13 protein-coding genes and 1 pseudogene are annotated in these 26,618 nt (G+C 39.6%); 9 read left to right on the forward strand and 5 right to left on the reverse strand.

The features are described from left to right. Positions 1–131 precede the first annotated feature (131 nt). Complete coding sequence (locus QME45_07440; GenBank protein MDI6618495.1) at positions 132–2,399, forward strand: glycoside hydrolase family 3 C-terminal domain-containing protein; 2,268 nt, start codon at positions 132–134, stop codon at positions 2,397–2,399. A gap of 144 nt (positions 2,400–2,543) precedes the next feature. Here the strand turns inward: QME45_07440 and QME45_07445 are convergent. After that, a pseudogene (locus QME45_07445) lies at positions 2,544–4,118 on the reverse strand (glycoside hydrolase family 2 TIM barrel-domain containing protein). Continuing rightward, positions 4,090–5,385 (reverse strand): MFS transporter, encoded by a 1,296-nt coding sequence (locus QME45_07450; protein MDI6618496.1) that lies wholly within the window; start codon positions 5,383–5,385, stop codon positions 4,090–4,092. Before QME45_07450 ends, QME45_07445 begins: the two are co-directional and overlap by 29 nt. 618 nt (positions 5,386–6,003) lie before the next feature. On the opposite strand from QME45_07450, the gene addB reads away from it, so the two are divergent. The 8 genes from addB (at position 6,004) to QME45_07490 (ending at position 22,230) form a co-directional block, all read left to right on the forward strand. Beyond that, positions 6,004–9,474 (forward strand): helicase-exonuclease AddAB subunit AddB, encoded by a 3,471-nt coding sequence (addB, locus tag QME45_07455; protein ID MDI6618497.1) that lies wholly within the window; start codon positions 6,004–6,006, stop codon positions 9,472–9,474. Continuing rightward, complete coding sequence (gene addA / locus QME45_07460; protein MDI6618498.1) at positions 9,431–13,099, forward strand: helicase-exonuclease AddAB subunit AddA; 3,669 nt, start codon at positions 9,431–9,433, stop codon at positions 13,097–13,099. The genes addB and addA overlap by 44 nt, the downstream gene beginning before the upstream one ends. Positions 13,100–13,343: 244 nt before the next feature. Then, the gene (locus QME45_07465) at positions 13,344–14,585 is read left to right on the forward strand and encodes an exonuclease SbcCD subunit D (GenBank protein ID MDI6618499.1); all 1,242 of its coding nucleotides are present in this window, start codon (positions 13,344–13,346) and stop codon (positions 14,583–14,585) included. After that, the gene (locus QME45_07470; GenBank protein ID MDI6618500.1) at positions 14,551–18,084 is read left to right on the forward strand and encodes an SbcC/MukB-like Walker B domain-containing protein; all 3,534 of its coding nucleotides are present in this window, start codon (positions 14,551–14,553) and stop codon (positions 18,082–18,084) included. The genes QME45_07465 and QME45_07470 overlap by 35 nt, the downstream gene beginning before the upstream one ends. A gap of 167 nt (positions 18,085–18,251) precedes the next feature. Beyond that, a complete protein-coding gene (locus tag QME45_07475; GenBank protein MDI6618501.1) occupies positions 18,252–18,674 on the forward strand; it encodes a Fur family transcriptional regulator in 423 nt (140 codons plus the stop codon). Between the two features lie 18 nt (positions 18,675–18,692). After that, positions 18,693–19,247, forward strand: coding sequence for an NADH peroxidase (locus QME45_07480; protein MDI6618502.1), 555 nt, complete (start codon positions 18,693–18,695; stop codon positions 19,245–19,247). A 315-nt stretch (positions 19,248–19,562) separates the two neighbouring features. Further along, positions 19,563–21,443 (forward strand): metallophosphoesterase family protein, encoded by a 1,881-nt coding sequence (locus QME45_07485; protein MDI6618503.1) that lies wholly within the window; start codon positions 19,563–19,565, stop codon positions 21,441–21,443. A 148-nt stretch (positions 21,444–21,591) separates the two neighbouring features. Further along, the gene (locus tag QME45_07490) at positions 21,592–22,230 is read left to right on the forward strand and encodes a class D sortase (GenBank protein ID MDI6618504.1); all 639 of its coding nucleotides are present in this window, start codon (positions 21,592–21,594) and stop codon (positions 22,228–22,230) included. Positions 22,231–23,174: 944 nt separating this feature from the next. On the opposite strand, the gene QME45_07495 is transcribed toward QME45_07490, so the two are convergent. From QME45_07495 to QME45_07505, 3 genes are all read right to left on the reverse strand, one after another. Further along, a complete protein-coding gene (locus tag QME45_07495) occupies positions 23,175–24,386 on the reverse strand; it encodes a radical SAM protein (GenBank protein ID MDI6618505.1) in 1,212 nt (403 codons plus the stop codon). Positions 24,387–24,671: 285 nt separating this feature from the next. Then, entirely contained in the window at positions 24,672–25,613 is a 942-nt protein-coding gene (locus tag QME45_07500) for a DUF2705 family protein (protein ID MDI6618506.1), read from the reverse strand. A gap of 1 nt (position 25,614) precedes the next feature. Next, positions 25,615–26,541 carry an ABC transporter ATP-binding protein gene (locus tag QME45_07505; GenBank protein MDI6618507.1) on the reverse strand — a complete coding sequence of 309 codons (927 nt, stop codon included), beginning with the start codon at positions 26,539–26,541 and terminating at the stop codon, positions 25,615–25,617. Positions 26,542–26,618 lie beyond the last annotated feature (77 nt).

The raw sequence follows: 26,618 nt of genomic DNA on the forward strand, positions 1-26,618 counted from the left end.
CGTTCATATAAAAAGAGTATTATTGATAGAGGTGAGTATCATAGTGTGGCTTGAAAATATGTGATGGGTGAGGTTCTATAAACGTAGAAGTAATATGGCCGTATAGCACTGACAAAGAAGGGAGCGATAGTATGGATGTTAAAAATATTATTTCCAAGATGACTCTGGAGGAGAAGGCAAGCCTGTGCTCGGGCCGCGATTTTTGGCACACTAAGGCTGTAGAGAGGCTCGGGCTTCCGGCGGTTATGGTAAGCGATGGCCCTTACGGGCTTCGAAAACAGGATCAGACCAAAGAGAACGCAGGCATCAATGAAAGCATCATGGCTGTATGCTTTCCGGCTGCATCCGCGATGGCTGCATCGTTTGACAAGGACCTTATATATAAAGAGGGAGAGGCGCTGGGGGATGAGTGCCAGCATGAAAATGTCAGCACTATTTTGGGGCCTGCAGTAAATATAAAGCGTTCTCCACTGTGTGGCAGGAATTTTGAATATTTCTCGGAGGACCCTTTCCTAGCGGCAGAGATGGCTGCAAACTACATAAAGGGCGTACAGAGCAAGAACGTGGGTACGAGCATAAAGCATTTCTGCGGCAACAATCAGGAGCACAGAAGGATGAGCTCCGATTCCGTTATCGATGAGAGAACCTTAAGGGAAATCTATCTTGCCGTGTTTGAGGGAGCGATAAAGAATGGGAAGCCATGGACCGTAATGTGCTCCTACAATAAACTAAACGGGACCTATGCGTCAGAAAACAAGAGGCTTTTGACGGACATACTCAGAAATGAGTGGGGTTTTGAAGGCTATGTGATGAGTGACTGGGGAGCGGTAAACGACAGGGTAAAGGGCATAGAAGCAGGCCTTGACCTTGAGATGCCAAGCTCCAACGGCCTAAATGATGCCAGAATTGTCCAAGCCGTGAAGGAAGGCAGGCTGGATGAGAAGGAAGTGGACAAGGCCGTAGAAAGAATACTAAATATAGTAAAGAGATATACCGAGAACAGAAAACCGGATACCGAATGGGATATGGAAGCTCATCACAATCTCGCTGTAAAACTTGAAGAGCAGTGCATGGTTCTTCTTAAAAACGAAGATGTTCTGCCTCTAAAGAAGGGCAGCAAGGTTACGTTTATAGGAAAATTTGCGGACCAGCCAAGGTATCAGGGCGGCGGAAGCTCGCATATCAATTCCTTCAGGGTCGAAAGCGCACTTTCGGCGGTTCAGGGGATTGCGGATGTTACGTATGCGCAGGGCTATGATGACAGAAAAGATGAACCCGATGAGACTATGATAAGGCAGGCGGAGGACGCGGCAAGAGGGGCACAGACAGCTGTGATATTTGCCGGACTTCCGGATTCATTCGAGTCTGAAGGCTATGACAGGGAGCATATGAGCATGCCCGCCTGCCAGAATGAGCTGATCGAGAGAGTAGCGAAGGTTCAGCCGAACACGGTGGTTGTGCTCCATAACGGTTCTCCTGTTGAGATGCCCTGGGCAGACGATGTTAAGGGTATACTGGAGGCTTATCTGGGCGGACAGGGAGTAGGTAAGGCATGTGTCGACGTATTATTCGGGGACGCAAATCCGAGCGGCAAACTTCCGGAGACATTTCCAAAGAAGCTTCAGGATAATCCTTCATATTTATATTATCACGGCGAGGGAGACAGGGTGGAATACAGAGAGGGCGTATTTGTAGGCTATCGCTATTATGATAAAAAGGATATCGACGTACTGTTCCCGTTCGGGTTCGGATTAAGCTATACAAAATTTGATTATTCTAACCTTACTCTGAGCTCAAGGGAGATTAAGGATACCGATAAGCTCACCGTCTTGGTAGATGTTACAAATACCGGGGACAGGGAAGGCAAGGAAATCGTTGAGCTGTATGTCGGAGAGAAGGATCCGAAGGTGATAAGGCCCTTAAAGGAGCTTAAGAAATTTGAAAAGGTAAACTTAAAGCCCGGGGAGACCAAAACGGTGAAATTTACGCTATGTAAGCGTGCCTTTGCGTATTACAATACCGAGATCCGCGATTGGTATGTTGAAACCGGAGATTATCAGATACTGATCGGAAAATCATCAAGGGATATCGTGCTCAGGGATACGGTGCATGTTGAATCTTCAGTGAAGCTGCCATTTAAGCTCACTGTGAACACAACCTTTGGAGATCTGTTTGCAAGGCCTGATATATCAAAGGAACTGAAGCCGCTTATGGATGCGGTAAAGGCATCGATGGTGCAGCAGACAGAAGGAGGCTCTGAGGCGATATCGGATGATATGAACAACGCCATGCTGAGGTATCTGCCACTTCGCGGTATATTAAGCTTCGGGGGGAACATCACATATGATAAGCTACAAGCAATGGTCGATCAGGTGAATAAAAAGCTTTCGAAGCAGTGATTTAACTGTTCAGGATGAGCAGCCCCGATGATGAAACCATAGAGAAGTGGCTGCAGCAACATATGCAGGTGCACCTGTTATGAGGAAATAAAGGGCGCAGTAAAATCACAACTGCGCCAGCCATCTATATAAGGCTTTTAAATATTAAATTTTTACCCTTTCGTTGATTTCCTTTATCTTTTCAACCGGCAGCTTGATGACTTTACGGTCATAGGAAATCAATCCGTTTAACTCGTCCTCCACATCGGTAAGCTCGGTATATACGGATGCACAGAGCCCCTTCTTTTTTGCAGGGATGATTTCCTTTTCATACAGATTTTGATAGGCTTTCAGCTATTTTCTAAAGTAAACATGCAGGCTTTTTATCTCACCTATCTTTTGGTCATGCCACCCGCTGGCGTGATCAATGGTGCGGGTTTTATCCAATTTTAAAATGTGGCGCACAGCATTGCCCGCATCAAACTGTCCCCATCCTTCGTTGAACGGTACCCACATCGCAATTGAAACAACATTGTACAAATGATTGACCATCTCTTCAAGCTCTGCGTAGTATTGCCTGCGTCCCTTATCATCTTCCCGGGCAAACCATTTGTAATGATTATCCCTGAGATTGATTCCGGTTATCAGCGGAGCGGTAATTATCACATTGTTGTACCTGCCGCCGCCGTTCATCATATCCTGCCACACCAGCATGCCAATTTTGTCGCAGTGGTAATACCAGCGCAGGGGCTCTATTTTGATGTGCTTGCGCAGCATGTTGAACCCCATATCCTTTGCCGTTTGAATATCAAATACCATTGCTTCATCGGACGGAGCGGTATACATACCGTCGCTATAATAGCCCTGGTCCAGCAGGCCGTTGTGAAAATACAGCTTGTTGTTCAAAAACAACCGCTTTACTCCGTCACCATCCGTGCCGACCGAAAATTTTCGCATCCCGAAATAACTCTTTACATGGTCTTCACCCATAGTAATAAACAAATCATACAGACGAGGACATTCCGGTGTCCATGGGATAAACTGCGGCATCGGAATTTTAACCGGTTTGTTGGATGAAAAAGAAACCTCGGTTTGCTCCACTTTCGCGCAGCAAAGATGTGAACTGTCCGAAACAACAGTCACCTCCACTGCGCTTTCATCAAAAAGCGGGGTTATGCGCAGGCTGCTTATATAATCCTTTGGTACGCTCTCCATCCAGACTGTCTGCCATATGCCGCTCTGTGCCGTATACCATATGCCACCCCGCTTGCTGCTCTGTTTCCCGCGGGAATGATAGCTTGTATCGGTGTAGTCCCTCACCTTTACCACAATTGTGTTTTTATCGGCCAGGCACGAGGTAATGTCCGCACTGAAAGGAGTATAGCCCCCTACATGTGAGCAAACTTCTTTCCCGTTGACATAAACGGTTGCCGTCTGGTCTACTGCGCCGAAATGCAACAGCACCCTCCCTATAATAAAATCCGGAGGCAGCTTAAAGCAGCGTCTGTACCATAATATCTGATCCGGCAAAAGTGAGCGTATCACACCGCTGAGTTCACACTCCGGTGAAAACGGGACAAGGATATCTCCGTCGAATCTGTCAGGAAACTTATCGCTCTCGGTAATTGCATATTGCCATACTCCGTTTAGATTGATGTAACTGTCCCTTTCCATCTGCGGCCGCGGATATTCGGTTAAAATATTATTTTTATCAAGATTTTCTCCCCATTTTGTTTTCATTTGGCTCTCTCCGTTTCAATATATAAATCGGAATCACTATAAACAATAATGCCACAGCCGCTGCGAGAAAAATTGACGGCGTCGGCACATTTTTTACAACACCCAAATCCATATATGTGCTATTGCTGTTTTTGATAACCGCAGCGCCTATATATGGGCCGATTACCATCGGAAGCAGAACCGCAAAAATCATACGTATTCCCTGAAAATGCCCGACTTTATCAGTTGGCGTATAATCCCGGATAGTTGCGGAAAGACAAGCTGTAACCAGCATATACCCCGACATCATAACCGAGCCTGCGATTATAACAGCAACTTCCGACCTTACAAAAAACATGCCAATCAATCCTGCCAGCATAACAGAAGCCGCCGGAAGAACAAATTTCAGTTTGCCGACCTTATCGATAAAATTGCCGCCTGCCACGCTGACAAGAGAAGCTATAATCAGCACGATGCCGAGCACAATTGCGTAAGAATTGAGCTTCAGGTAATTTTGCATATAGATAATCAGATAAGGAAAGAAAACTTGGACAGAAACTGAAAACAGGCCAAATGCGCATAACGCAAGATAAAGGGGCTGCTCTTTCCGTATAACATCAGGCTTAAAACCATAGACTAGATTCTTAAAGAAAGCGCCTTTCCTTTTCTCTGTAACCTTATCCTTTAACAGGAAAATCGCAAGCACACCCGTCGATGTCACCGCAGCGCCAAAGATAGTGAAAAATTCCATCCATCGTCCCTGCTGCGTCATAGAATCAAAAGCGCCGAAAATAATCAGCATTGAAATGAGCGGTAGGACTGCAAGCACCGATTCCACTTTCCCGCGGTTTTCACTGTTTGTGACATCGGTTATATAGGCGTTGAAGGCCGCATCGTTGGCTGTGGAGCCAAAGAAGGTCATAATACAGTCCATAACCACCACAAGTACCGCAGCCGTTACAACAGCATTCGCGGCAGGAAACCACACGGCAATGTTTTTTACATTTATAAACCCAAACGCCATTGTTGAAAAGCCCCACAGTATGTAGCCAGTGCAGATGAACACCTTGCGCCTGGAGAGCTTGTCAGACAGCGCCCCCATCAGCAGGGTGGTCAATGTTGCGGTGACGGCACTGGCGGCAACCATTGAGGCAATATAGTTGGGATCGGTTGAGATAGTATTGTAAAGGAATACATTGAAATACATATTTTCGATTGTCCATGCAAATTGGCCTACCAGACCAATAATAATAAATGATGCCCATATGCGTTTTGTCAGTTTAACCATAATATCCCCCTTAAGCTTATTATAATTTCTCTTATATCCCTTTATACTTATACACAACCATTCCTCTTGGAAAATAATCATAGGGCTTTTTATAAATTGTGTAGTATTTTTTATCCCATATATCATGCGAATTTCGCTCAATCTTGAAGTCACTGTAGAGTTCGGAATGTTCAATTTCAATTATATCAACCAATAACTTACCTTTTACTTCGATTCGCAATATGAGTTTATGTTATTTTGAGCACTCATTCGCCAGATTCAAGTTTTGTAAGTTCTAAGGTCAGCAGCCTTGATAATCCAAGAGCTTTTGAAACTTATCTTAGCTCAGACAATCAAAAGCTCTAAGGATTCTCTTCGGCAGCAAAGCCAAGAACTTATCAAAACTTTCATAATGCTCATTCGTTGATCAAAATAACATAATTCTATTTATGGCTGATCCCAAATTACGAATTGAAGGTAAATATAAAACCAGCAGGTATGGGTGTATATTTTATATAATCTTTATACACACGTATGTATTTTATTTTAATAAATAGAGTTTTTTATGGTAATATATATCTATAGGCGAACATATATTTGCCCGCTGTTTTTCAACATTTTAGGGCCGAGGTGGTACAAATGTCTTTAAGGTTTATTTATGGAAGGGCAGGGTCCGGAAAAAGCCATTTTTGTTTTCAGGATATGAAGTCCAAATTGGAAAAGGGCGAAAATGATCTGATACTTTTGGTGCCGGAGGATTTTTCATTTCAGGCAGAAAAGGATCTGCTGAATTTTATAGGCGAAAAGGGACTGCTGCATGCGAGAGTCTTAAGCTTTAAGAGGATGGCATATATGGCATTTTCAATGATAGGCGGTTTGAATCGCAGCCATATCGATAACGCAGGGAAGGCTATGCTTATATACAGAATAATGGACGAATGCAAGGAAGGCTTTAAAGTATTCAAAAGGTCTGTAAAGATGCAGGGCTTTGTAAATACGATATCGGATATCATAACGGAACTTAAGACATATGATGTAGACCCCGGAATGTTGGAAAATGTGGCGAATAAAATCGATGATAATATATTAAAGGATAAATTACACGACATAGAGGTTATATATTCAGATTTTGAGGATACGCTTCATAAAAAGTACATAGATCAGGATGATGATTTGACTCTGCTTTCTCAAAAGCTCGATAAAAGCAGCCTGTTTGATGGGTGTGAGATATGGGTGGACGGTTTTTCCGTTTTTACACCGCAGCAGTATGATATACTGGGTAAATTATTAAAAAAGGCAAAAAGGGTAAATATCACCCTGTGCATGGATTGTAGCGGCGATGTGACGCCTGCAGGAACGGATGTATTTTTGCCGATTGAGAATATCGAAAAAAAGATGCTTGAGATTGCACGGGAAAACAATGTGCCCTATGATAATCCGGTTAAGCTAAACGATAAAGAAAGCTTCAAATTCAAGAACCATCCTGAGCTTTGCCATCTGGAAAGGAATATCTTTTCTTATCCATACAGTCGGTATCTGAATAAAACAAGTCATATAAGCATATTTAAAGCTGCAAGCAGGTATTCTGAGGTTGAAAACACGGCAAGGGATATCATATCACTTGTCAGGGATGAAAAATTCAGGTTCTGCGATATAGCGGTAGTGACAAATGACGTAGAAGGATATGAAAAATTGATAGGTGCGATATTTAAGGAGTACTCCATACCATATTTCCTCGATAAAAAAAGGGACATAGATATACACCCTCTCATAGTGCTGATACTTTCGGTTTTGGAGATACTGTCAAAAAAATGGGCATATGAGCCGGTGTTCAGATACCTCAAGACCGGTCTTTTAGATATAGACAGGGAAGATGTAGACATACTTGAAAACTACGTTTTATCCTCCGGGATAAGAGGTAAAAAGTGGACGGATGATAAGGATTGGAGCTTCTGGCCGGACTACGGTTATGAGGGCAGGGAACTGCCTGATGCAAAGGAAAGGCTTAAAAGGATAAATGATATAAGGTGGAAGATCGTACAGCCTATAGAAAGATTGGAAAATGATATATCGAAAGATAAAAGCGTAAGAAACATGTGCAGCTCGCTCTTCGATTTTCTATGTTCCATAGACATACCTGAAAAGATTGAAGGCATCATTGATAAATTTAAAAAAAGTGGAGAACTTGATCTGGCCGATGAATACAGCAAGGTGTGGAATATTGTAGTCGAGACTCTGGAGCAAAGCGTAGAGGTACTTGGCGATGAGGATATACAAATTGAGCAGTTTTCAAAAGTATTGTCTGCAGGGTTCGGAGAGTATAAGATAGGGCTCATACCGCCTTCTATCGACCAGGTGATGTTCGGAAATGTAAAGAACATAAAAAGCCATAATGTAAAGGCCCTGTACATAATAGGAGTGAACGACGGGATATTTCCATCGCCTAAGGTGAGCAAAGGAGTCCTAGATGACGGCGACAGGGAAGAGTTAAAATCCTTTGGAATCGAGCTTGCTCCGGGCAGCAGGGATAAGGCCTTTGACGAGCAATATCTTATCTATACTGCTTTCACGAGAACTGATAAGTATCTTAAAATAAGTTATCCTATTGCAGATCATGAAGGAAGATCCATGAGACCGTCGATAATAATATCGAGGCTCAAGAAGATATTTAAAAATATCACGGAATGCAGCGATGTTATACCTGATTATTCCGATGACTGCAGCCTGCGAATGGTGCAGAGCCCTGACCCGACGTTTAATGAGCTTGTACATAGGATCAGAAAATCCGCCGATATGGGTACCAACATAAATGGCATCTGGAGCGATGTCTACAACTGGTATATGAACAATAAGGAATGGAGGAATAAAACGGTCCGGGTGCTTTCAGGACTGACCTATAAAAATCAGGTGGATAACATAAAGGCTGAAAAAGTAAAAAACCTTTACGGAAAGAATTTGCACCTTAGCATATCGAGGCTTGAAAAATTTGCAGAATGCCCTTTTGCATACTTTATGCAATATGGCCTGAAAGCTAAAGAGAGGAAGATTTATGAGTTTAAGGCGCCGGATCTCGGAAGTTTTATTCATGAGGTGCTGGACCTTTTTTCAAAATATCTTGACGATAATAAAATAAACTGGAGGGACATCGAAAAAGATGGATGCGCAAGCATCATATCCAGAATAGTCGACGATACTGTAGAAAAAAGAGCAGGATCGATATTGTCGAGCTCTGCAAGGTATAATTATATAAAAGAAAAGCTAAAGAGGATAATTATAAGGGCGGTTATGCTCATATCTCTTCAGATTAAAAAAGGCGGGTTTAATGTGGTGGCACATGAAGTATCCTTTGAAAACGGCGGCAAATATCCGCCAATATCTATAGATCTGCCTTCGGGAGAAAAGGTAAGCCTTATAGGAAGAATAGACAGGGTGGATAGGTTTGAAGACGACGAAGGCATATATATAAGGGTCGTCGATTATAAATCCGGAAACAAGAAATTTGACCTTTGTGATATATACAATGGATTGGAGCTTCAGCTTCTTATATATATCGATGCGATACTCGAATATGCTTCAAAGAGAAGCAAGAAGCCTGTCTTCCCGGGAGGGATATTGTACTTTAAGATAGATGATCCCATTATCTCAACGGATAGCGATATGCCTCAGGACCAGGTTGAAAAAGAGATAATAAAAAGACTTAGAATGATGGGACTTGTGCTCTCTGATGTAAAAGTCGTGAGGGAAATGGACAGGGATATAAAAGGATGGTCCATAATAATACCTGCATCCATAAATTCTAAAGGAGGATTGGATTTGCGATCATCTGCGGCGACATTTGAGCAGTTTGAAGCATTAAGGGATCATGTAAAGAAGGAAATCGTTAAAATCTGTGAAGAAATGCTGAAGGGAAACATATCCATAGCTCCGTATAAGAAAGGAAAGGATATTCCCTGCAGTTTTTGCAGCTTTAAAGCGATATGCAGATTTGACCGTAACACTTATAATACGTACAGGATAATCGATAAGATCAAAAAAGATGAGATATGGGATTTAGTCATGAAAGAAGGTGGCAAAATTGAGATGGACACAGGAGCAGCAAAAAGCCATTGATACAAAGGGATGCAATCTCCTTGTTTCAGCCGCTGCAGGTGCAGGCAAAACTGCGGTTCTGGTTGAAAGAATAATAAAAATGATAACGGACGAGGAAAACCCTGTAGATATAGACAGACTTCTTGTGGTCACATTTACAAATGCAGCTGCATCTGAGATGAGAGAAAAAATAGGAAATGCACTAGAAAAGAAAATAGAAGAAATGCCTGATTCTAAAAGGCTTCAGAGGCAGATCGCCCTTATAAGCAATGCCAACATCATGACAGTACATTCATTTTGTCTTGAAGTTATAAGGAATAATTTTCATAAGATAGATTTAGATCCGGCATTTAAGGTGGCGGACAGCACTGAATGTGTGCTTTTAAAGCAGGAAGTGCTGGATGAGATGTTTGATGAAAGATATGAAAGGGTCCCCTCGGATTTTGAATTTTTGAGTCTTGTAGACTGTTATGGCGGATCGAAGGGTGACAGCAAGCTCATGGATATGGTTTTAAGGCTTTATGAGTTTTCACAGAGTCAGCCATACCCTAAAGAATGGCTTTATGATGCGGCGGAAATGTTCAATGTCGATGACGGCTTTGATTTTGGGTCTTCGCCATGGGCAGGAATTATCAAGGATGATTTTCTTATAGAGCTTGATGGGATTTGCAAAAATATGGAAAATGCAGAAAAGCTTTTGAATAATGATAGAGAACTGGGACCTTATCTTGACGTGGTTTCATATGAACTTGAAAATATAAAAAGAATAATAAGGTGCTGTGGCAGTTCGTGGGACAGCTTTGTCAAAGAAGTATCGGCGTTTGATTTTAAAAAGCTTCCGCCGATTAGAAAGGGCAGCGCTGATATAAAGGAAGAGGTTAAAGGGATAAGAAAAGCTGCCAGGGAAGAGATAAACGGCATAAAAACCATGCTGAAATCAACCGGCAGAGGGGATATCGGCTCCAAGATGCAAAAGCTGTATCCTCTTATGAAAAGCTTTGCAGGTCTTGCTTCGGAGTTTGGCATAAGGTACAGGGAAAAGAAAAAGGCGAAGGGCATAATTGATTTCGATGATATAGAGCATTTCGCCATAGATATATTGACCGAGAAAAGAGATGGCAGGGTTGTGCCGTCGGATGCCGCTTTGAAGTATCGGGAAAAATTTGAAGAAGTCTTGATAGATGAATACCAGGACAGCAACATGGTACAGGAGCTCATATTATCGATGGTATCAAAGAAAGATAGCGATGCCCCGAATTTGTTTATGGTAGGTGACGTCAAGCAAAGCATATACAGATTTCGTCAGGCAAAACCGGAACTTTTCCTGCAAAAATACAATACATATAAAGATACTGGTAAAAACAGGAAAATACTTCTTAACAAAAATTTCAGGAGCAGAAAAGAGATACTGAGTGCCGTAAATTATATATTCGAATGCATAATGTCCGAAAACGTAGGCGAGATAGATTATAATGAAAACGAAATGCTAAATCCGGGGGCGGAATATAAAGAGCTCGATGATAAAGAAGGAACATGCGGAGGCCCTGTTGAGGTTCATATTATAGAAACTGAAAAAAGCGGGGAAGATACACCAAATGCCGATGACGAGGAGGATATAGACGGCATACAACTTGAGGCAAGGATGGTATCCAAAAGGATAAATGAGCTGGTGGGAAGCAATTTTGTGATTTTTGATAAAGATGAAGATCGCTACAGAAATGTTGAATACAGGGATATAGTAGTGCTAATGCGTTCAACTGCATATTCGGCGCCTGTTTTTTTAGATGAGATGAATCAAAGGGGAATACCTGCATATTCTGATGGAGGCGGCGGTTATTTTGAAGTTGCAGAAGTTCAGACCATAATATCTCTGCTTCAGATTATAGATAACCCCATGCAGGATATACCACTTCTTTCCGTTTTAAGATCGCCTATTCAGGCATTTAATGCGGATGAACTTATCGATATAAGAAATGCGGATAACAGAAGAACATTTTATGAAGCGTTAAAGGCAAAATCCGAAATGAATGACGGTCCTCTGTCGGATAAAGTACGCATTTTTTTAGGAAGGCTCGACAAGTGGAGAGATTTGTCCAGCAGGATGCCCATATCGGAATTTATATGGTATCTTTACACTGATACAGGTTATTTTGCATATGCAGGAGCCATGCCGGCAGGAGAACAGAGGCAGGCAAACCTTCGAATACTCTTTGAAAGGGCAAGACAGTTTGAAGAGACAAGTTTTAAAGGGCTTTTTAATTTTATAAATTTTATAAACAAGCTCAAGGTGAGCAGAGGTGATATGGGAAGTGCAAAAGTCCTCGGAGAAAATGAAAATGTCGTAAGGATAATGAGCATACATAAAAGCAAGGGGCTTGAATATCCTGTTGTGTTTGTCTGCGGTCTGGGCAGAAAGTTTAATACAAGAGATCTGAACGAGAGCATACTCTTTCATCAGGATTTAGGTTTCGGACCGGATTTTGTCGATCCTGAAATAAGACTTTCATATCCGACGATAATAAAACATGCGATTCGAAAAAAGATGAAACTTGAAAATTATTCTGAAGAGATGAGGATACTTTATGTCGCATTTACCAGGGCAAAAGAGAAGCTTATTATAACGGGAACTGTCGGAAATTATGAAAAGGCGCATGCACGCTGGTCGGAAGGTGTAGATTACCCGGGAAATAAGGTACCGACATATCAGGTTTTAAAAGGTACAAATTTTTTTGACTGGATATGTCCGGCGCTGCTTAAAAATAGTTTAGTTAAAGCTTTAAAAGGCACCGACAGGATTGAAGTTGCGATTCCGGGATTGTGCGGTGAAAAGTCAAAATGGAGCATAAAACTGTGGAAGAGGGAGGAAGCCATTAAAGTAAATGAAGGTGCAATGGAGAATGTCGCCGCCGGAACCGATGAGCTGCAGGAGGGGCAGTACTATGGTGAAGTATCGAGGCGATTGGGTTTTGAATATCCATTTGGTATTTCCTCAAAGTTGCCTGCCAAGCTTTCGGTTACAGAGCTTAAGGATATGTTTATAAGCTCTATGGAGGATGAATATACGCGGAATATTTTTGTACCTCCCCTTATAAAAAATCCTGCGTTTATGGAAGATAAAAAGAAGGCTTCAGCGTCCGAAAGGGGCACTATAATGCACCTTGTAATGCAGCATATGGATATCGACCATATTCCGACCATAGATGATGTACATCGAAAAATGGATAAAATGGTAGATAGCGAGCTTATGACAGAAGAACAGGCGTCATATGTAGATGCCGAAAGGATAGTACATTTCTTTCAAACCTCCCTTGGGCAGAGAATGGTTAAATCGGGGAAGGTATATAGAGAAACTCCATTTTATATAAAAGTTAAGAGCACTGAAATATATAATGATCTTCCGAAGGAGTATGAAGATGAATATATAATAGTTCAGGGAATCATCGACTGTTATTTCGAAGAGGATAACAGTCTGGTACTTATAGATTACAAGACTGATTATGTGCCGGAGGGCGGCATGAATAATATAAAGGACAGGTATTCGGTGCAGATAGAATATTATAAAAAAGCCCTCGGAAGGCTTACGGGGAAAACCGTGAAGGAGAAATATATCTACCTTTTCTATAACGGAAATATTATAGAGTTTTAAATCTTGAAATAATTTAGGGGCTTATAACCATCTTCGATTGGTAATATGAGCTTGTGTTATTTTGAACACTCATTCATTGCTCGAAATAACATAATCCCATTTATGCCTGATTTCAAATTACAAATTAAAGTTATATGCATAAATATTCATACGGCAGGGAGCATTTTTTACATTTGAAGAAATATTTGAAATATTCTTTAAATAGCTTTAATGCATCCCGTAGGGCGCGATTGGAGGTAAAAACATGAGAATACTTCATACATCGGACTGGCATCTCGGGAAAACCTTGGAAGGTTTTTCAAGGATTGAGGAGCAGGAAAAATTTATAGATGAGCTTATAGGAATAGTAAGAGATAAGAAAATAGACCTTGTGCTTATAGCAGGGGATATATATGATACGTCAAATCCTCCTGCCAAAGCCGAGAGTCTATTTTACAGAGCGATAAAGGGAATTACTGAAGATAAAAAAAGGGGGATTATCATAGTTTCAGGAAACCACGATAATCCCGAAAGGCTTGTTGCACCAAGTCCCCTTGCATCAAACGAGGGCATAATTTTGCTTGGTACGCCGAGGTCTGTCATAAATAAGGGCAAGTACGGCTGCATGGACGTTGTGGATTCGGGTGAAGGATTTATTGAGATTGAGCTTAAAGGAGAGAGGGCAGTAATAATAACTTTGCCATATCCCAGTGAGAGGAGATTAAATGAAGTATTTTCCGATGAATTCGATCAGAGGGAAAATCAGAGAAGCTATTCCGAGCGGGTCGGGGAGCTTTTTTGCAAACTGCAGGAAAAATACAGGGATGATACTATAAACCTCGCCATATCGCACATATATATCAAAGGCGGTAAAACATGCGATTCTGAAAGGCCTATAGAACTTGGAGGGAGTTTTGCAGTAGGAGCCGACAAGCTTCCCCAAAAGGCGCAGTACATAGCTCTAGGGCACCTGCACAAACCCCAGCGGATAGAGTATAACGGACTTAACATAATGTATTCGGGCTCTCCCCTGCAGTACAGCAAAAGCGAAATAGATTATGCCAAAAGCGTATACATAATAGATGTTAAAGCAGGGCAAAAGCCAAAAATCGAAAGGGTATATCTTAAGAACTATAAGCCTATAGAGGTGTGGAAATTCAACAGCATAGAGGATGCTATAGAAAGGTGCAGAAATGATGGTAAAAGAAATATATGGGTATATATTAAAATAAAAACCGACAGGGTTATAACCCCGTCGGAAATGAAGGAAATGAGGGATTTGAGGCCGGATATATTGGAGATACAGCCGGATGTAGACGGGACGGATGAGGAGGCTGCAATCTCCAAAGATATGAGCGAAAAAAGCATGAAGGAGCTTTTTGAGGAGTTTTACAGGAGCAGAAGGCAGATGGAACCTTCGGAAGAACTCATAGATCTTTTCCTGAAAGTCATACAAAAGGAAGGTGATGAGGATGAGACCTTTAAAACTCAGGCTAAAGGGGCTTAACAGCTATACAGAGGAACAGGTTATAGATTTTGAAAAGCTTACCCAAAGAGGTCTGTTTGGAATATTCGGCCCAACGGGGAGCGGAAAATCATCGATACTTGATGCTATGACTCTTGCATTATACGGTGAAATCTCGAGGGGCACAAGGGAATTTATAAATACGGATATGGACGAGCTTTTCGTAAGCTATGAATTCGAAATAGGTCCAAAATCCGATAGGAAAAAATATATAGTTGAAAGGCATCTAAGACGGGATAAGACAGGCAAAGGGTGCAAGACGGACAGAGCCCTGCTGAGCGATGTTTCAGGAGGGCATAGGGATGTAATATGTGAAAAGGTAAGGGATGTCGATGAAAAAATAAAAGAAATAATAGGTTTAAGCGGAGATGATTTTACCCGCTCGGTGGTTCTTCCCCAGGGAAAGTTCAGTGAATTTTTAAAGCTTAAGGGACTTGAGAGGAGGAGAATGTTGGAGAGGATATTCCGCCTTGAAAAGTATGGAAGCAAGATGACTGATAGGATAAGGTCCTATGAAAAAGAAAACAGGACTAAATTTGACACGGTGTCAGGGCAGCTAAGCAGGTATGATAATATAACCGAGGATGGGTTAAAGGAGAAAATGGCAAAGCTCAATACGCTGACATCGGAGATAGAAAAACTTAAAGCTCTAAAGTGCGAGCTTGATAAAAAGTATGAGGAATACAAGGATATATGGGACCTTCAGGAGGAGCTTGCACTCTATAAAAAGAAACTACAGGAGCTTGTGGATGTGAAAAAGCAGATGGATGAAAAAAGAAGGATGCTGAAATATGCAAAATCTGCAATTACAGTAAAACCATTTGCGGATGATATTAATGAAACGTCATCGAAAATTAAAAGGAGTGAAACACGCATACCGCGTATCCACAGGGAGATTGCGGATATATCAAAAGAACTTGAGAAAATAGAAAAGCGATATAATGATGCATATGAAAAAAAAGAAAAGGAACTGCCGGGACTCATTGAAAAAGAATCAAAGCTTAAGCAGGCCATTGAAATCCATAAGGAGATTGAAAACCTCGAATCCGAAAGGCAGAAGCTTCGGAATGTTTATAGTGAGAAAATAAACAGCATAAATTCTCTGTCAAAGGATATAGAAGATTTGCTGAAAGATAAAAAAACTGCACAGGATCTGGTAAGTACATATGAGCAAAGGATAGACGAAATAAAAGTCGATCCTTTATACAGGGAAAAAGTATCGAAGCTTTATGAAACTGAGAAAGATTATATCGATTTAAGTAAAAAAGTAGAAGAAAAGGGCAAGAAAATAAAAGAGCTCAAGGAAAGCATTCAAAAGTTAAAAAGGGAATACGCTGAAACCATAAGAGATAGAGATAATATTTATAAAACTATTTCGAATCTGGAACAGGAAAAGACTGAACTTTTATCAAATTGTCCAGGGGATAACACAACCCTTTTGAATAAAAAAGATTTTTTATCGGAATACAAGGTCAAGTTAAACGAAGCCTTGGAAAATGATAAAAAAAGAGATCAGCTTCAAAAATCATTTCATGATGCCGATAAAAAGAAATGCGATATTGCCTTGAAAATTGATGAGCTAAGCAGGAAATTGTCGGAATACAACAGTGCTTATGAAAACATATTAAAAGATATTGAAACAGGTGAGAAAAAGAATATCGCAGGCATGCTTGCAGGGCAAATCAAAGACGGAGAGCCTTGTCCCGTATGCGGCTCCATACATCATCCGAATATTGCTGAGAAAATAGATTCTAAATTGCTGGATGATAAATATAAGGCAAGGGATTTGCTTAAAGAAAAAATAGATAAAAAAACAGATATCCTTTTATCTTTAAAGGGAGATCTTGCAGGTGCCATAAAAGAAGAAAATGTGGTGCAGGAAGAATTAAAAACTGTATCGCAAAAGCTAAATGGACTAAATATAGAGATTCTGAAGGAAACTTTTGAAAGATATGAGTCTGAATTTGAGGCCTTAAAAAAGTCAGTTGAAAAATGGAATCAGGATAAAGCGGATATCGAAAACAAATTAATTGCGGGAAATAAAGAAAAGTCATCGATAGATGCAAGGGAGGCAAGGCTTTCTGAGGGCCTTAAAAGGGACGGGGCATCGTTAAGCGAAATTACAGGTGAATCAGATCGATTGAGGGAAAGGTTCAATATTGTCTTTCAATCTTATATGAAGGCTAAAGAAGAGCTGAATGTTGAAAATATCGAAATGGAGATCGAAAAGATAAACGGATTTTCAAGGGAAGAGAACACGCTCAGAAAAAAGATAAAGTCTATAGGTGAAAAGATAAATCTATATGAGAAAAAAAAGGAAGAGATTGAAATCAGGAGAAACGACCTGTCCCTTGAGAAAGCAAAGATTGAGGAGAGCGGAAAGGTAAAAAGAGAAGTAATAGACAGGGATATGTTAAAGTTTAATGAGCTTTCCGAGGGCAGGGAGCCTTTATCATATAGAGAATATGTAATAAATCTTATGGAAAGGATAAAATCCGAAGAGGCGGCTTTAAAACAGGAACTCAAGGTTAAAAGAGATGAAAAACAAAAGATGCTTGACGAGAGAATAAGCGAAGAAAAGAATCTTCGGACTCTTAAAGAGCTTTTTGATGAACAGCATGAAAAACTTACACATTATTTGGATGAGTATGGTTTTGAAGATGCGAAAGATGCATTGAATCATATCGTTGCAAAGGATGAGATGGACGCCCTTGAAGGCGAGATTAAATCATATGATGACGGATTGAATATCGCATTGAGCAATGTTAATAGAGTTTTAAAAAGGCTCGGACAAAAAAGCATAGATGATGAAATGTGGGACGGAATAAATAAAAAAAGAAAAGAAAGCGAATATGAAATCGAAGAAAGAACAAAGCTTATGGCAGGGGTACAAAATGAGATATCGCACATGAAAAAAGAGCTTGAAGAGGTAAATATATTAAGCAGTGAAAAAAAGAAAATCGAGCATACTTTAGATCTTTTGAATGATCTCGATAATCTTACCCAGGCAAATAGATTTGTGGAATTCGTATCCACAAGCAGGCTTAAATATATCGCAATCGAAGCATCAAAGAGGCTGAAGGATATAACATCCGGAAGATACGCCCTTGAACTTGACGATAACTGCGACTTTGTGATGAGGGATGATTTTAACGGCGGAGTGAGGAGGGCTGTCGATACGCTTTCCGGAGGCGAAACATTTTTAACGTCCCTTTGCCTTGCCCTTGCCCTTTCATCCCATATACAGCTGAAAGGAAGCGCGCCCCTTGAATTTTTCTTTCTTGACGAGGGTTTCGGAACTCTGGATAACGAACTTTTGGAAACCGTTATGACATCTCTTGAAAAGCTTAGGAGCGACAGGTTAAGCATAGGAATAATAAGCCATGTAGAAGAGCTAAAAAACAGGGTGCCTGTAAAGCTTATCGTAACTCCTGCAAGGCCCGGGGGCGGAGGCACAAAAGTGCAAATTGAATACAGCTAAAGGCTGATAAACGTTTAGATTCTACAAAACAAAAAGATTTTTGAAAAAACTATTGACAAATTACAATAGTGTAATTATAATAAAATTGTAATCGATACAGAATAGAAATTAAAACATAGTTGTAGTGATTACAGTAATCAATTATTAACATGGAAGAAGGACAACCGATGAACCCTTCAAAGCTGAATATTCAGGAATATTTAAGAGGGCACGGTATCAAGCCGTCGATACTCAGGACAAAAGTGCTTGAATATCTATTGAAATACAGAAGTCATCCGACAGTCGATGAGATATATAAGGCGCTTTCAGATGAGATACCTACGCTTTCAAAGACAACAATATATAACACTTTGAATTTATTTGTACAGAAAGGGATAACGCAGGTCATCGTTATCGAAGAGAATGAAACGAGGTATGATGCCGATACCAGCGTCCATGGGCACTTTAAATGTCAGCAATGTGGAAAGATCTATGATGTAAGTGTGGACATATCAGGAATGAAGGTTCAGGGGTTGGACGGATTTCAGGTAAAAGAAAAGCATATTTACTTCAAAGGTATTTGCAAAGAATGCCTTAAAAATAATCTTTAATTTTGGGAGGAATCTATCATGAAAAAGTTTGTATGTTCAGTATGCGGTTATGTATATTATGGAGAAAAGCCGCCTGAGAAGTGCCCGCAGTGTGGCGCACCCGCAAGCAAGTTTGTTGAAAAGACAGATGATGAAGGTTCAAAATGGGCTGATGAACATAAAATAGGCGTTGCAAAGGGATTGGATCCGGAAGTTGTTGATGGATTAAAGGCTAATTTCACAGGAGAATGCTCGGAAGTTGGAATGTACCTTGCAATGAGCAGGCAGGCTGACAGGGAAGGTTATCCCGAAGTCGCTGAAACATATAAGAGGGTTGCTTATGAGGAAGCAAATCATGCATCAAGATTTGCAGAACTTTTAGGAGATGTCGTATTTCCCGATACAAAGAAGAATCTCGAAATAAGGGTTGAGGCAGAGCGTGGCGCATGCAAGGGCAAAAAGGATCTTGCAACGAGGGCAAAACAGCTTGGATATGATGCTGTACACGATACCGTACACGAAATGTGCAAAGATGAAGCAAGGCATGGCGCAGCGTTTGAAGGATTGCTGAAAAGATATTTCGGCGGGAAATAATTTATATACACACCTATTCATGGCCTAGGTCATGTGTGGTTCAAGATAGATAAAAGTACAGATGAATAAAGGGTTAAAGCACAAGCACAAAAATTGCGGCTCGATTTAAGCCGCAATTTTTGTGCTTGTTGATAATGGGGACGGTTAACAAAACTAGCACAATTAACAGAAAGGTGCAAAAAGTTGTTAACCGTCCCCACTGTTTTAAAACGGAATTTATGTATTTTTAAAGAGTCCTTAATATAAATTCCAAAGAACTTAACAAATGGCATTTAGAATAAAGGTATAAAAATTGTAAAGGAGTGAATTATTAGAATGCGAAGGAAAATAGTATCTTTATGTTTAGCCTTGGTTTTGGTATTTCCTTTGATATTTTCAAGCAAAGCTAACGCGGCATCGATTTATGATCAGACGGAAATTGATGCAAACCTCAATTCATCTGCAACACCCGATCATATCGTGCTTTCATGGACAGGTGATCCAACCATAACCCAATCCATAACATGGAGAACCATAGGAACAGTTGAAACCGGCGAAGTACAGTATAGAGAGAAAGGAAGCTCAAGTTTCAAAGAAGCTGTGGCGACAAAAAGTCCATTGACAACAATTGACGCAGATAATCCACCTAAAGCAACTGTTAACATTTTCAGGGTGACAGTAACCGGACTCAAACCGGGAACAACATATGAATACAAAGTAGGCAGCGGACAAAATTTCAGTGAGATAAACACTTTTAAGACTGAAGCAAGCAATACAAATAAATTTAAATTTATAGTATTTGGGGATTCACAGAGCGGAAATGCAGCAAAGCCTATATATTCGCCGTGGCATGATACGGTACAAAAGGCGTTTGCCCAGAACAAGGACGCTAGCTTCGTAATAAGCCTTGGCGACCTGATAGAGCAAGGACAAAGTTATCAGCATTGGAACAATTGGTTTGCAGCTGCAAAGGGAGTAATAGATAATATACCGGAAATGCCTGTGCAGGGCAATCATGAAACATATGTACCTAATGACGGTTCTACAAAGCCTGTGTACTTTATAAACCAGTTCAGTGTTCCAAGCAATGGGCCTTATGGCTTCAAAGGGCAGACTTATTCATTTAATTATGGGAATACTCATTTTGTAGTGCTTGACAGCCAGGAAGATGAAGAAGCTCCAAATGACGATTCATTCCTTAAAGCACAGGCTCAGTGGCTGGATAATGATCTTGCAAAGAACAGCCAGAAATGGACGATAGTTTCATTCCATAAGACTCCATATTATATTAAGAAGACAAGAAACAACCCGGCGGTAAAGGATATATTCACGCCGATAGTTGAAAAACATCATGTAGATATTGTATTAAACGGGCATGATCATGGAGTTGCAAGGACTTATCCTATAAACGGAGGGAAATATTATACAGATTATTCCAAAGGTACAGTTTATTATGTTACTGGAAGAAGCGGAAACAAATCTTATACAGACCTTAATAAAAAGGTTTGGGATGCTGCATTCATAGATGCTCAGGATAGCCCAACATATGAAGTGGTCGATATTGACGGTGGTAAACTTTCAATAAAGTCTTACAAGTATAATACATCGAATTATTCAACACCTACATTAATAGATACCCTTACAATAGATAAAGACAACCCCGCAAACAGTACGGCTTTAAAAATAAATAGGAGCGAGAATACACAGCTTGCAATAGCAGGCACGTTGCAGGAAGGATATAATGTAACTGTTGTAAACAATAAAGCATATATTGATCCGGCATTGATAGCAAAGTATTATGGCGGGACATACGATGCAAATTCATTGAAATTGACTGTAAATAACAAAGACTATGTATATACAAAGGCAGATCTTTTAAATAATGACAGTTCAAAAGTAAATCTCGATGCGATTTATAAATCGGGCATAGACGCAAGTTATAATGATGCAATAAATACCGTCCTCGTCGACATCACGGGAAGAGTAGATGCTACAGGTTTTAAAGGATTCACAATCGGTCAGGTTGAAAATAACAACCCACCTAGCAACAATCCTCCGAGCAATAATCAGCAAAACGGCAATCAACAAAACAATAATCAGCAGGATCTGCCCAAAACAAGTAGCTCGTCAAATGCGGGTTTATATGTTGTATTAGGTATACTTCTTTTGGCAACAGGATTATGTTTAAACATTAAACTAAAAAAAAGAACCAATTAAGCCAAAAGTAAAATGAACAATTGAATAGGAGTAGAAAGTAGAAGTTAAAGTTTTGGAGTTGTTGTTGAAGGGACGGTTAACAAATATTTCGCATCTATCAAAGTTATAGATAAAATTGTTAACCGTCCCTATTTTAGGAGGCGGTCGTGTGAAAATCGTAACCTGGAGTAAAAGGCATATCGATATTCTGCTTATTATAGCAGGGGTGTCCGTTATTGTTTTTTCCATGTATTTGATACTAAAGCCTTGGATATATCAAAATGTAACACTTAAGAGGAATGTGAAAGCAGCCGAAAGTAGGCAGGCAGTAGATAGTGAGGATACTTCTCCAAACTCGAAGAATGTAAACAGGTTATTGTTGAATGATTACGATTCTAAAGTCATCAAAAGAGGAGAATATAAAAGCGGCATGATGACTATAGATATACCAAAACTTGGCATACATGCCGGTGTGATAAATGGGACTACAACTAAAGATCTTAAGCTCGGGCCCGCTCTGTTTGAAATAAGCCCCCTTCCGAATGTAACAGGTGGGAATGTATGTATAGCAGCCCACAGGGATAGGTGGTTCAAAGCAATTGACAAGCTCAATAAGGATGATGAAATAATACTTACTCTTAGCGGCAAAAAATATGTGTATAAAGTAGAGAAGATATTTATAGTCGCTAAAAATGATTGGTCTGTGACGCACAATACCGGATATAGTGCATTGACTCTTGTAACATGTATCTCAGCTACCAATTCGGAAAAGAGGATTATATTGAGGGCAAAGCTTGGGACAAGTTAATGCTTAGCCTCATGCTTGATTTTTTTAAGTTTCGCTAAATTGCAATTGCATTAAACTAATGAAATATCTAAATATCTGCTATATTCCATAATCTGCCATAAAAGTGATATAATTTATCATCAAAATAAAAATGGTTGGCTAAAATGGTGTGAAGATAATCATGACGAAATATGCAGGGAATATCTTCATAGAATACAAAACAATATAAATACACAATGTTTTTTCGGTGATTGGGTTAATTTTAGAGGATATAGTGATGTAGGATATTATTTGGGCTGCGAGTTTATCAAAGGCATAAGCAATAATTACTCGACTAAAGAACTTGCTGATCTTAAAATGAAAGAACTTGAAGTTTTATTAACCAATTATTTAAAAAGTTATTGATTATATAATACATCGAAAATCTAGGAAATATTGAAATAATAATAATGTTATGCTAAAATTATGTAAAATATATAATATGTGGAGGTGATATAACGAAAAAGTCTAAATCTCTTTTATCGCTTCTCGTAGTATTAATTTTAACTCTCAGCTTTAGTACAGTCTCATATGCAAAAACATATACACTTAGCACGTTCACCACACAGTCAAAAAATGTAACACTCAACAATGCAAACGAACAGCAAATTATTTCCCATAGATTAGTTCTTTGCCCCGAGTGCGGAATTGATCATATATTTAACACATCAAGTTATACAGACTGGTACTATACAGGACATTCATACATATGGAAAAGAATCAAGACCGTAACATATAAATGCGGTTATTGCAGTTATGGATGGACAAGCACATATGAAGAAACAGAAGAGCGTCATATTTCTACTTTATAAAAAAACAGCCAGAACAAAATTTGGTATGTTATACTTTTCTCATATAGCATACCAAACTTTGTTTATCAGATCAGCTTTTGGCTAAATTAATTTTTTGCCTGCTCTATAAAGATCCTATATGTTTATATGCGCATAGTTCCAAATATCCCGCTCTATGCAGACATTCAGTCCGCGACATCTTGATGGCTCAAGATTGTACTTTTGATAAAGCTCTGCAAAAAGATTTTTGACTTTTTTATAATATTCAATTCCTGGAGTCTGCATGGTATTATTAACAGGTCTGCCCATCGGCATCCATACTGATGCAGTTGGAATTATGCCACGCTCCGCAAGATATGTTGCGCCTTCTTTAAGGGTTTCAAATCCCTCAATCCCGATAACAAAGTTTGAAAATGCTTTTCCAACGCCGTAATTTCTACTGATGTATTCTAATGCTTCTAAGTGTCTTTTACGGGTTGTTAAATCGATCTTGCCGGGTGTAACTTTTTTAGCAAGCTCTTCATCCCACAGTTCAAGGCTGCAAGCAATTTTACTTGCGCCAAGCTTAAAGTATTCATCTATTATAGACAAATCTTTCGGCGGAGTAATATAGAGCAAAATATCACCTTTGATATTTTCCCGGCCAACATATTTGTTAATAGCTTCTAAATACGAGGCAATATAAGAGTGCTCTTTTTGTGAATCAAAAGTTGAACCACCAGTGATTTGAATACTATTACAACCTACATTTTCAACAGCATATTTCACGATCTCTGCCATATCAGCAGGATTTACGGGTTTAGGCAGCGGCTTTTTCTTTCTGGCAAGTGTTTCAAAATAACCTCCGGAAAAACAAAATTCACACGGTTTCCCAGCAAATGCGTACTCACAAGGCCACAAACATTGAAAAGCAACCCAATCCACACCTTGTAAAACTGCGTTGCCTATAAAAGGTAACCCTAAAGATGTCTTTTGAAAATAAAAATCACTTTTGGGTGGAAAGCTCACGAAATCTAAAAAAATATCCTTATAATATAATGCCGGTTTACTGTTGAATATCTTCAGGGAAAACGGAGTTTCCAGTTCAGAAGCATATTTTAAAAGTTTTAAATTATCCCATGATAAAATACCTGTGAGATACTTCAAGTGAAAACCCATATCAGTAAGCTGCACGATTGTTCCATCAGACAGTATCATACAATTACACATCAAGGGATTTATTCCCAAACGATTTGTCTTTGTAAATTTTTTATAAACTTCTTTTGCAACTTTGACACCTTTGCTGACAACTAAGCATTTTAGATCGATAGAGTCTATTTCAGTATTAAAAATATTGTATTTATTCAAGTTAAATCACCCGATAATAATTATACCAAAAAAAGAGAATACATAAAAACATTTATACATCATACAGGTGGGCTTTTGTATAAGTCACAGTATTGAAATCGAAATAGCTTATATCCATTATATTGCCTTCAACTATGATTTCCGCATGTGTATATAAATTATTTGAAGAATATTCACCCTAAACCATAGCCCAAATTTGTTAACCGTCCCCGCTTCTACAAATGTACAAAGGGATTGCGGCTTGAATCAAGCAGCAATCCCTTTGTACCCTTTTGTATGTTGAAATTACGCAGTAATGTCTCTCTTTGAAAAACCGATCCATGAGATCGCATTGAATAATATATAATATATGATAAGTACTGTTATTGAAAATCCAAGTGTCATGCCTTTAATGATCGGGGCGCCTTCGGCATACATCTTTAAATTTGTGTTTGCAAATAATATGTATTTTACCCAGTTATACTTGCTAAGAGCCATTACAAGGGTACTCCCTGTAAACATGAGGAAAATTGCAAGGCCTATAGCTAAGGAACTGTTACGGAATACTGTAGATATCATAAATGCAAATGTTGCCATCATAATAAGGTCTACACAGTTATATCCATAAAGACTGAAGACATAACCCACCATGCTTACCTCTCTTACATTTCCGTTGATATAACGTAAATATGGCTCGGATATTCCGGTAAATCCAAATAATATACCTCCGACGATAAATGAAATGATGAAAAGTATTGCAAGCATAAATAATGTCGCAAGGAGTGTTGAAATATATTTTGATAAGAGTATTTTCCATCTGCTTGAAGGGCGTATAAGAAGCAGCTTGATTGTCCCTTCGGAAAATTCTGTTGAAACCATTCCTCCACCTATTACAATCGTAAATAGAGAAATAACGGATATAAGACCTGCTGCCGAGCTCATAAATCCCCATAAACTGGTAGTCTGCGTAGGTGGAATATTGTGCTCCAACCTGTATTCATTGATTTTGATTGTATTTGCATATTGCTCTTTTGATGTTTCGACATCCGGCATACTGGAGACGGTGCTCTTAAGGGATTCATTTTCTTTTTCCAATTCTTCTCTCCAATTATCGTTCGATGTGCGATTTGCCGTAAACGAGGTGATAAACCCCGTCAATATAATCAATATTATAAGAAATGCCATCATGACCCATGTGCTCAAACGCCCGTATAATTTCATATTTTCATTTCGCACCAGATTAATCATATTATGCAATCTTATTACCTCCTGTCGCTTCAAGAAACTTGCTTTCGAGGTTCCCTGCAGATTTATTGATGCCATATATCCTTACCTTAGCCTGTACCAATTTTTCAACAATATCCGGGATATTTTCATATTTAATGGATATTTTGATCTTGTTATCTTTTACAACAGGTTTATAGTTCACATTTAAACTTTCTATGCATTCTCTGGCTTTATCGACAGGTTCTACAGTTAGTGTTACAGCTTCATCTGCCTTATTATCCAACATTTCATTTAGAGTTTGTATTTTTATAAGTTTTCCATTTTGGATGATTGCTACTCTGTCACACATAAGCTCCATCTCCGAGAGTATGTGGCTGGACACAAATACGGCTGTGTTTTCTTTTTTTGCAAGATTTCTTAAATGGTTTCTGAACTCGTGAATGCCGGCAGGGTCAAGACCGTTCGTAGGCTCATCCAGCACAAGCAAGGATGGAGAGTTAAGCATGGCCTGGGCGAGTCCTAATCTTTGACGCATTCCAAGAGAATAGGTTTTTACCTTATCATTTATCCTGTTCTCAAGTCCTACAAGCCGGATGACTTCATCGATCCTTTGCTTGCCTATTTTAGGATACATCCTTGCATAATGGACAAGATTTTTGTATCCTGAAAGATGCTTATACATGTCGGGATTTTCAACAATTCCACCGACATTTGCTATGGCTTTTTCAAAATCTTTTTTTATGCTGTAGCCCTTGATGAATATTTCGCCCTCAGTGATGGACATAAGCCCCAACAGCATACGGATGGTGGTAGTTTTTCCGGCACCGTTCGGGCCTAGAAAACCAAAGACTTCGCCTCCATATACATCAAATGAAATGCCATTTATAATTTGTTTTTTTCCTATGCTTTTTTTGAGGTTTCTGATTTGTATAACCGGTTGTGCAGACATTAAATCCCTCCTTCAAAATATAAATTAATCTGTTGTGCTAACTGATTATTTAGGGTATTAAGGAATATTATGGTAAT

Source organism: Clostridiales bacterium, from assembly GCA_030016385.1.
GTDB lineage: Bacteria > Bacillota > Clostridia > Clostridiales > Oxobacteraceae > JASEJN01.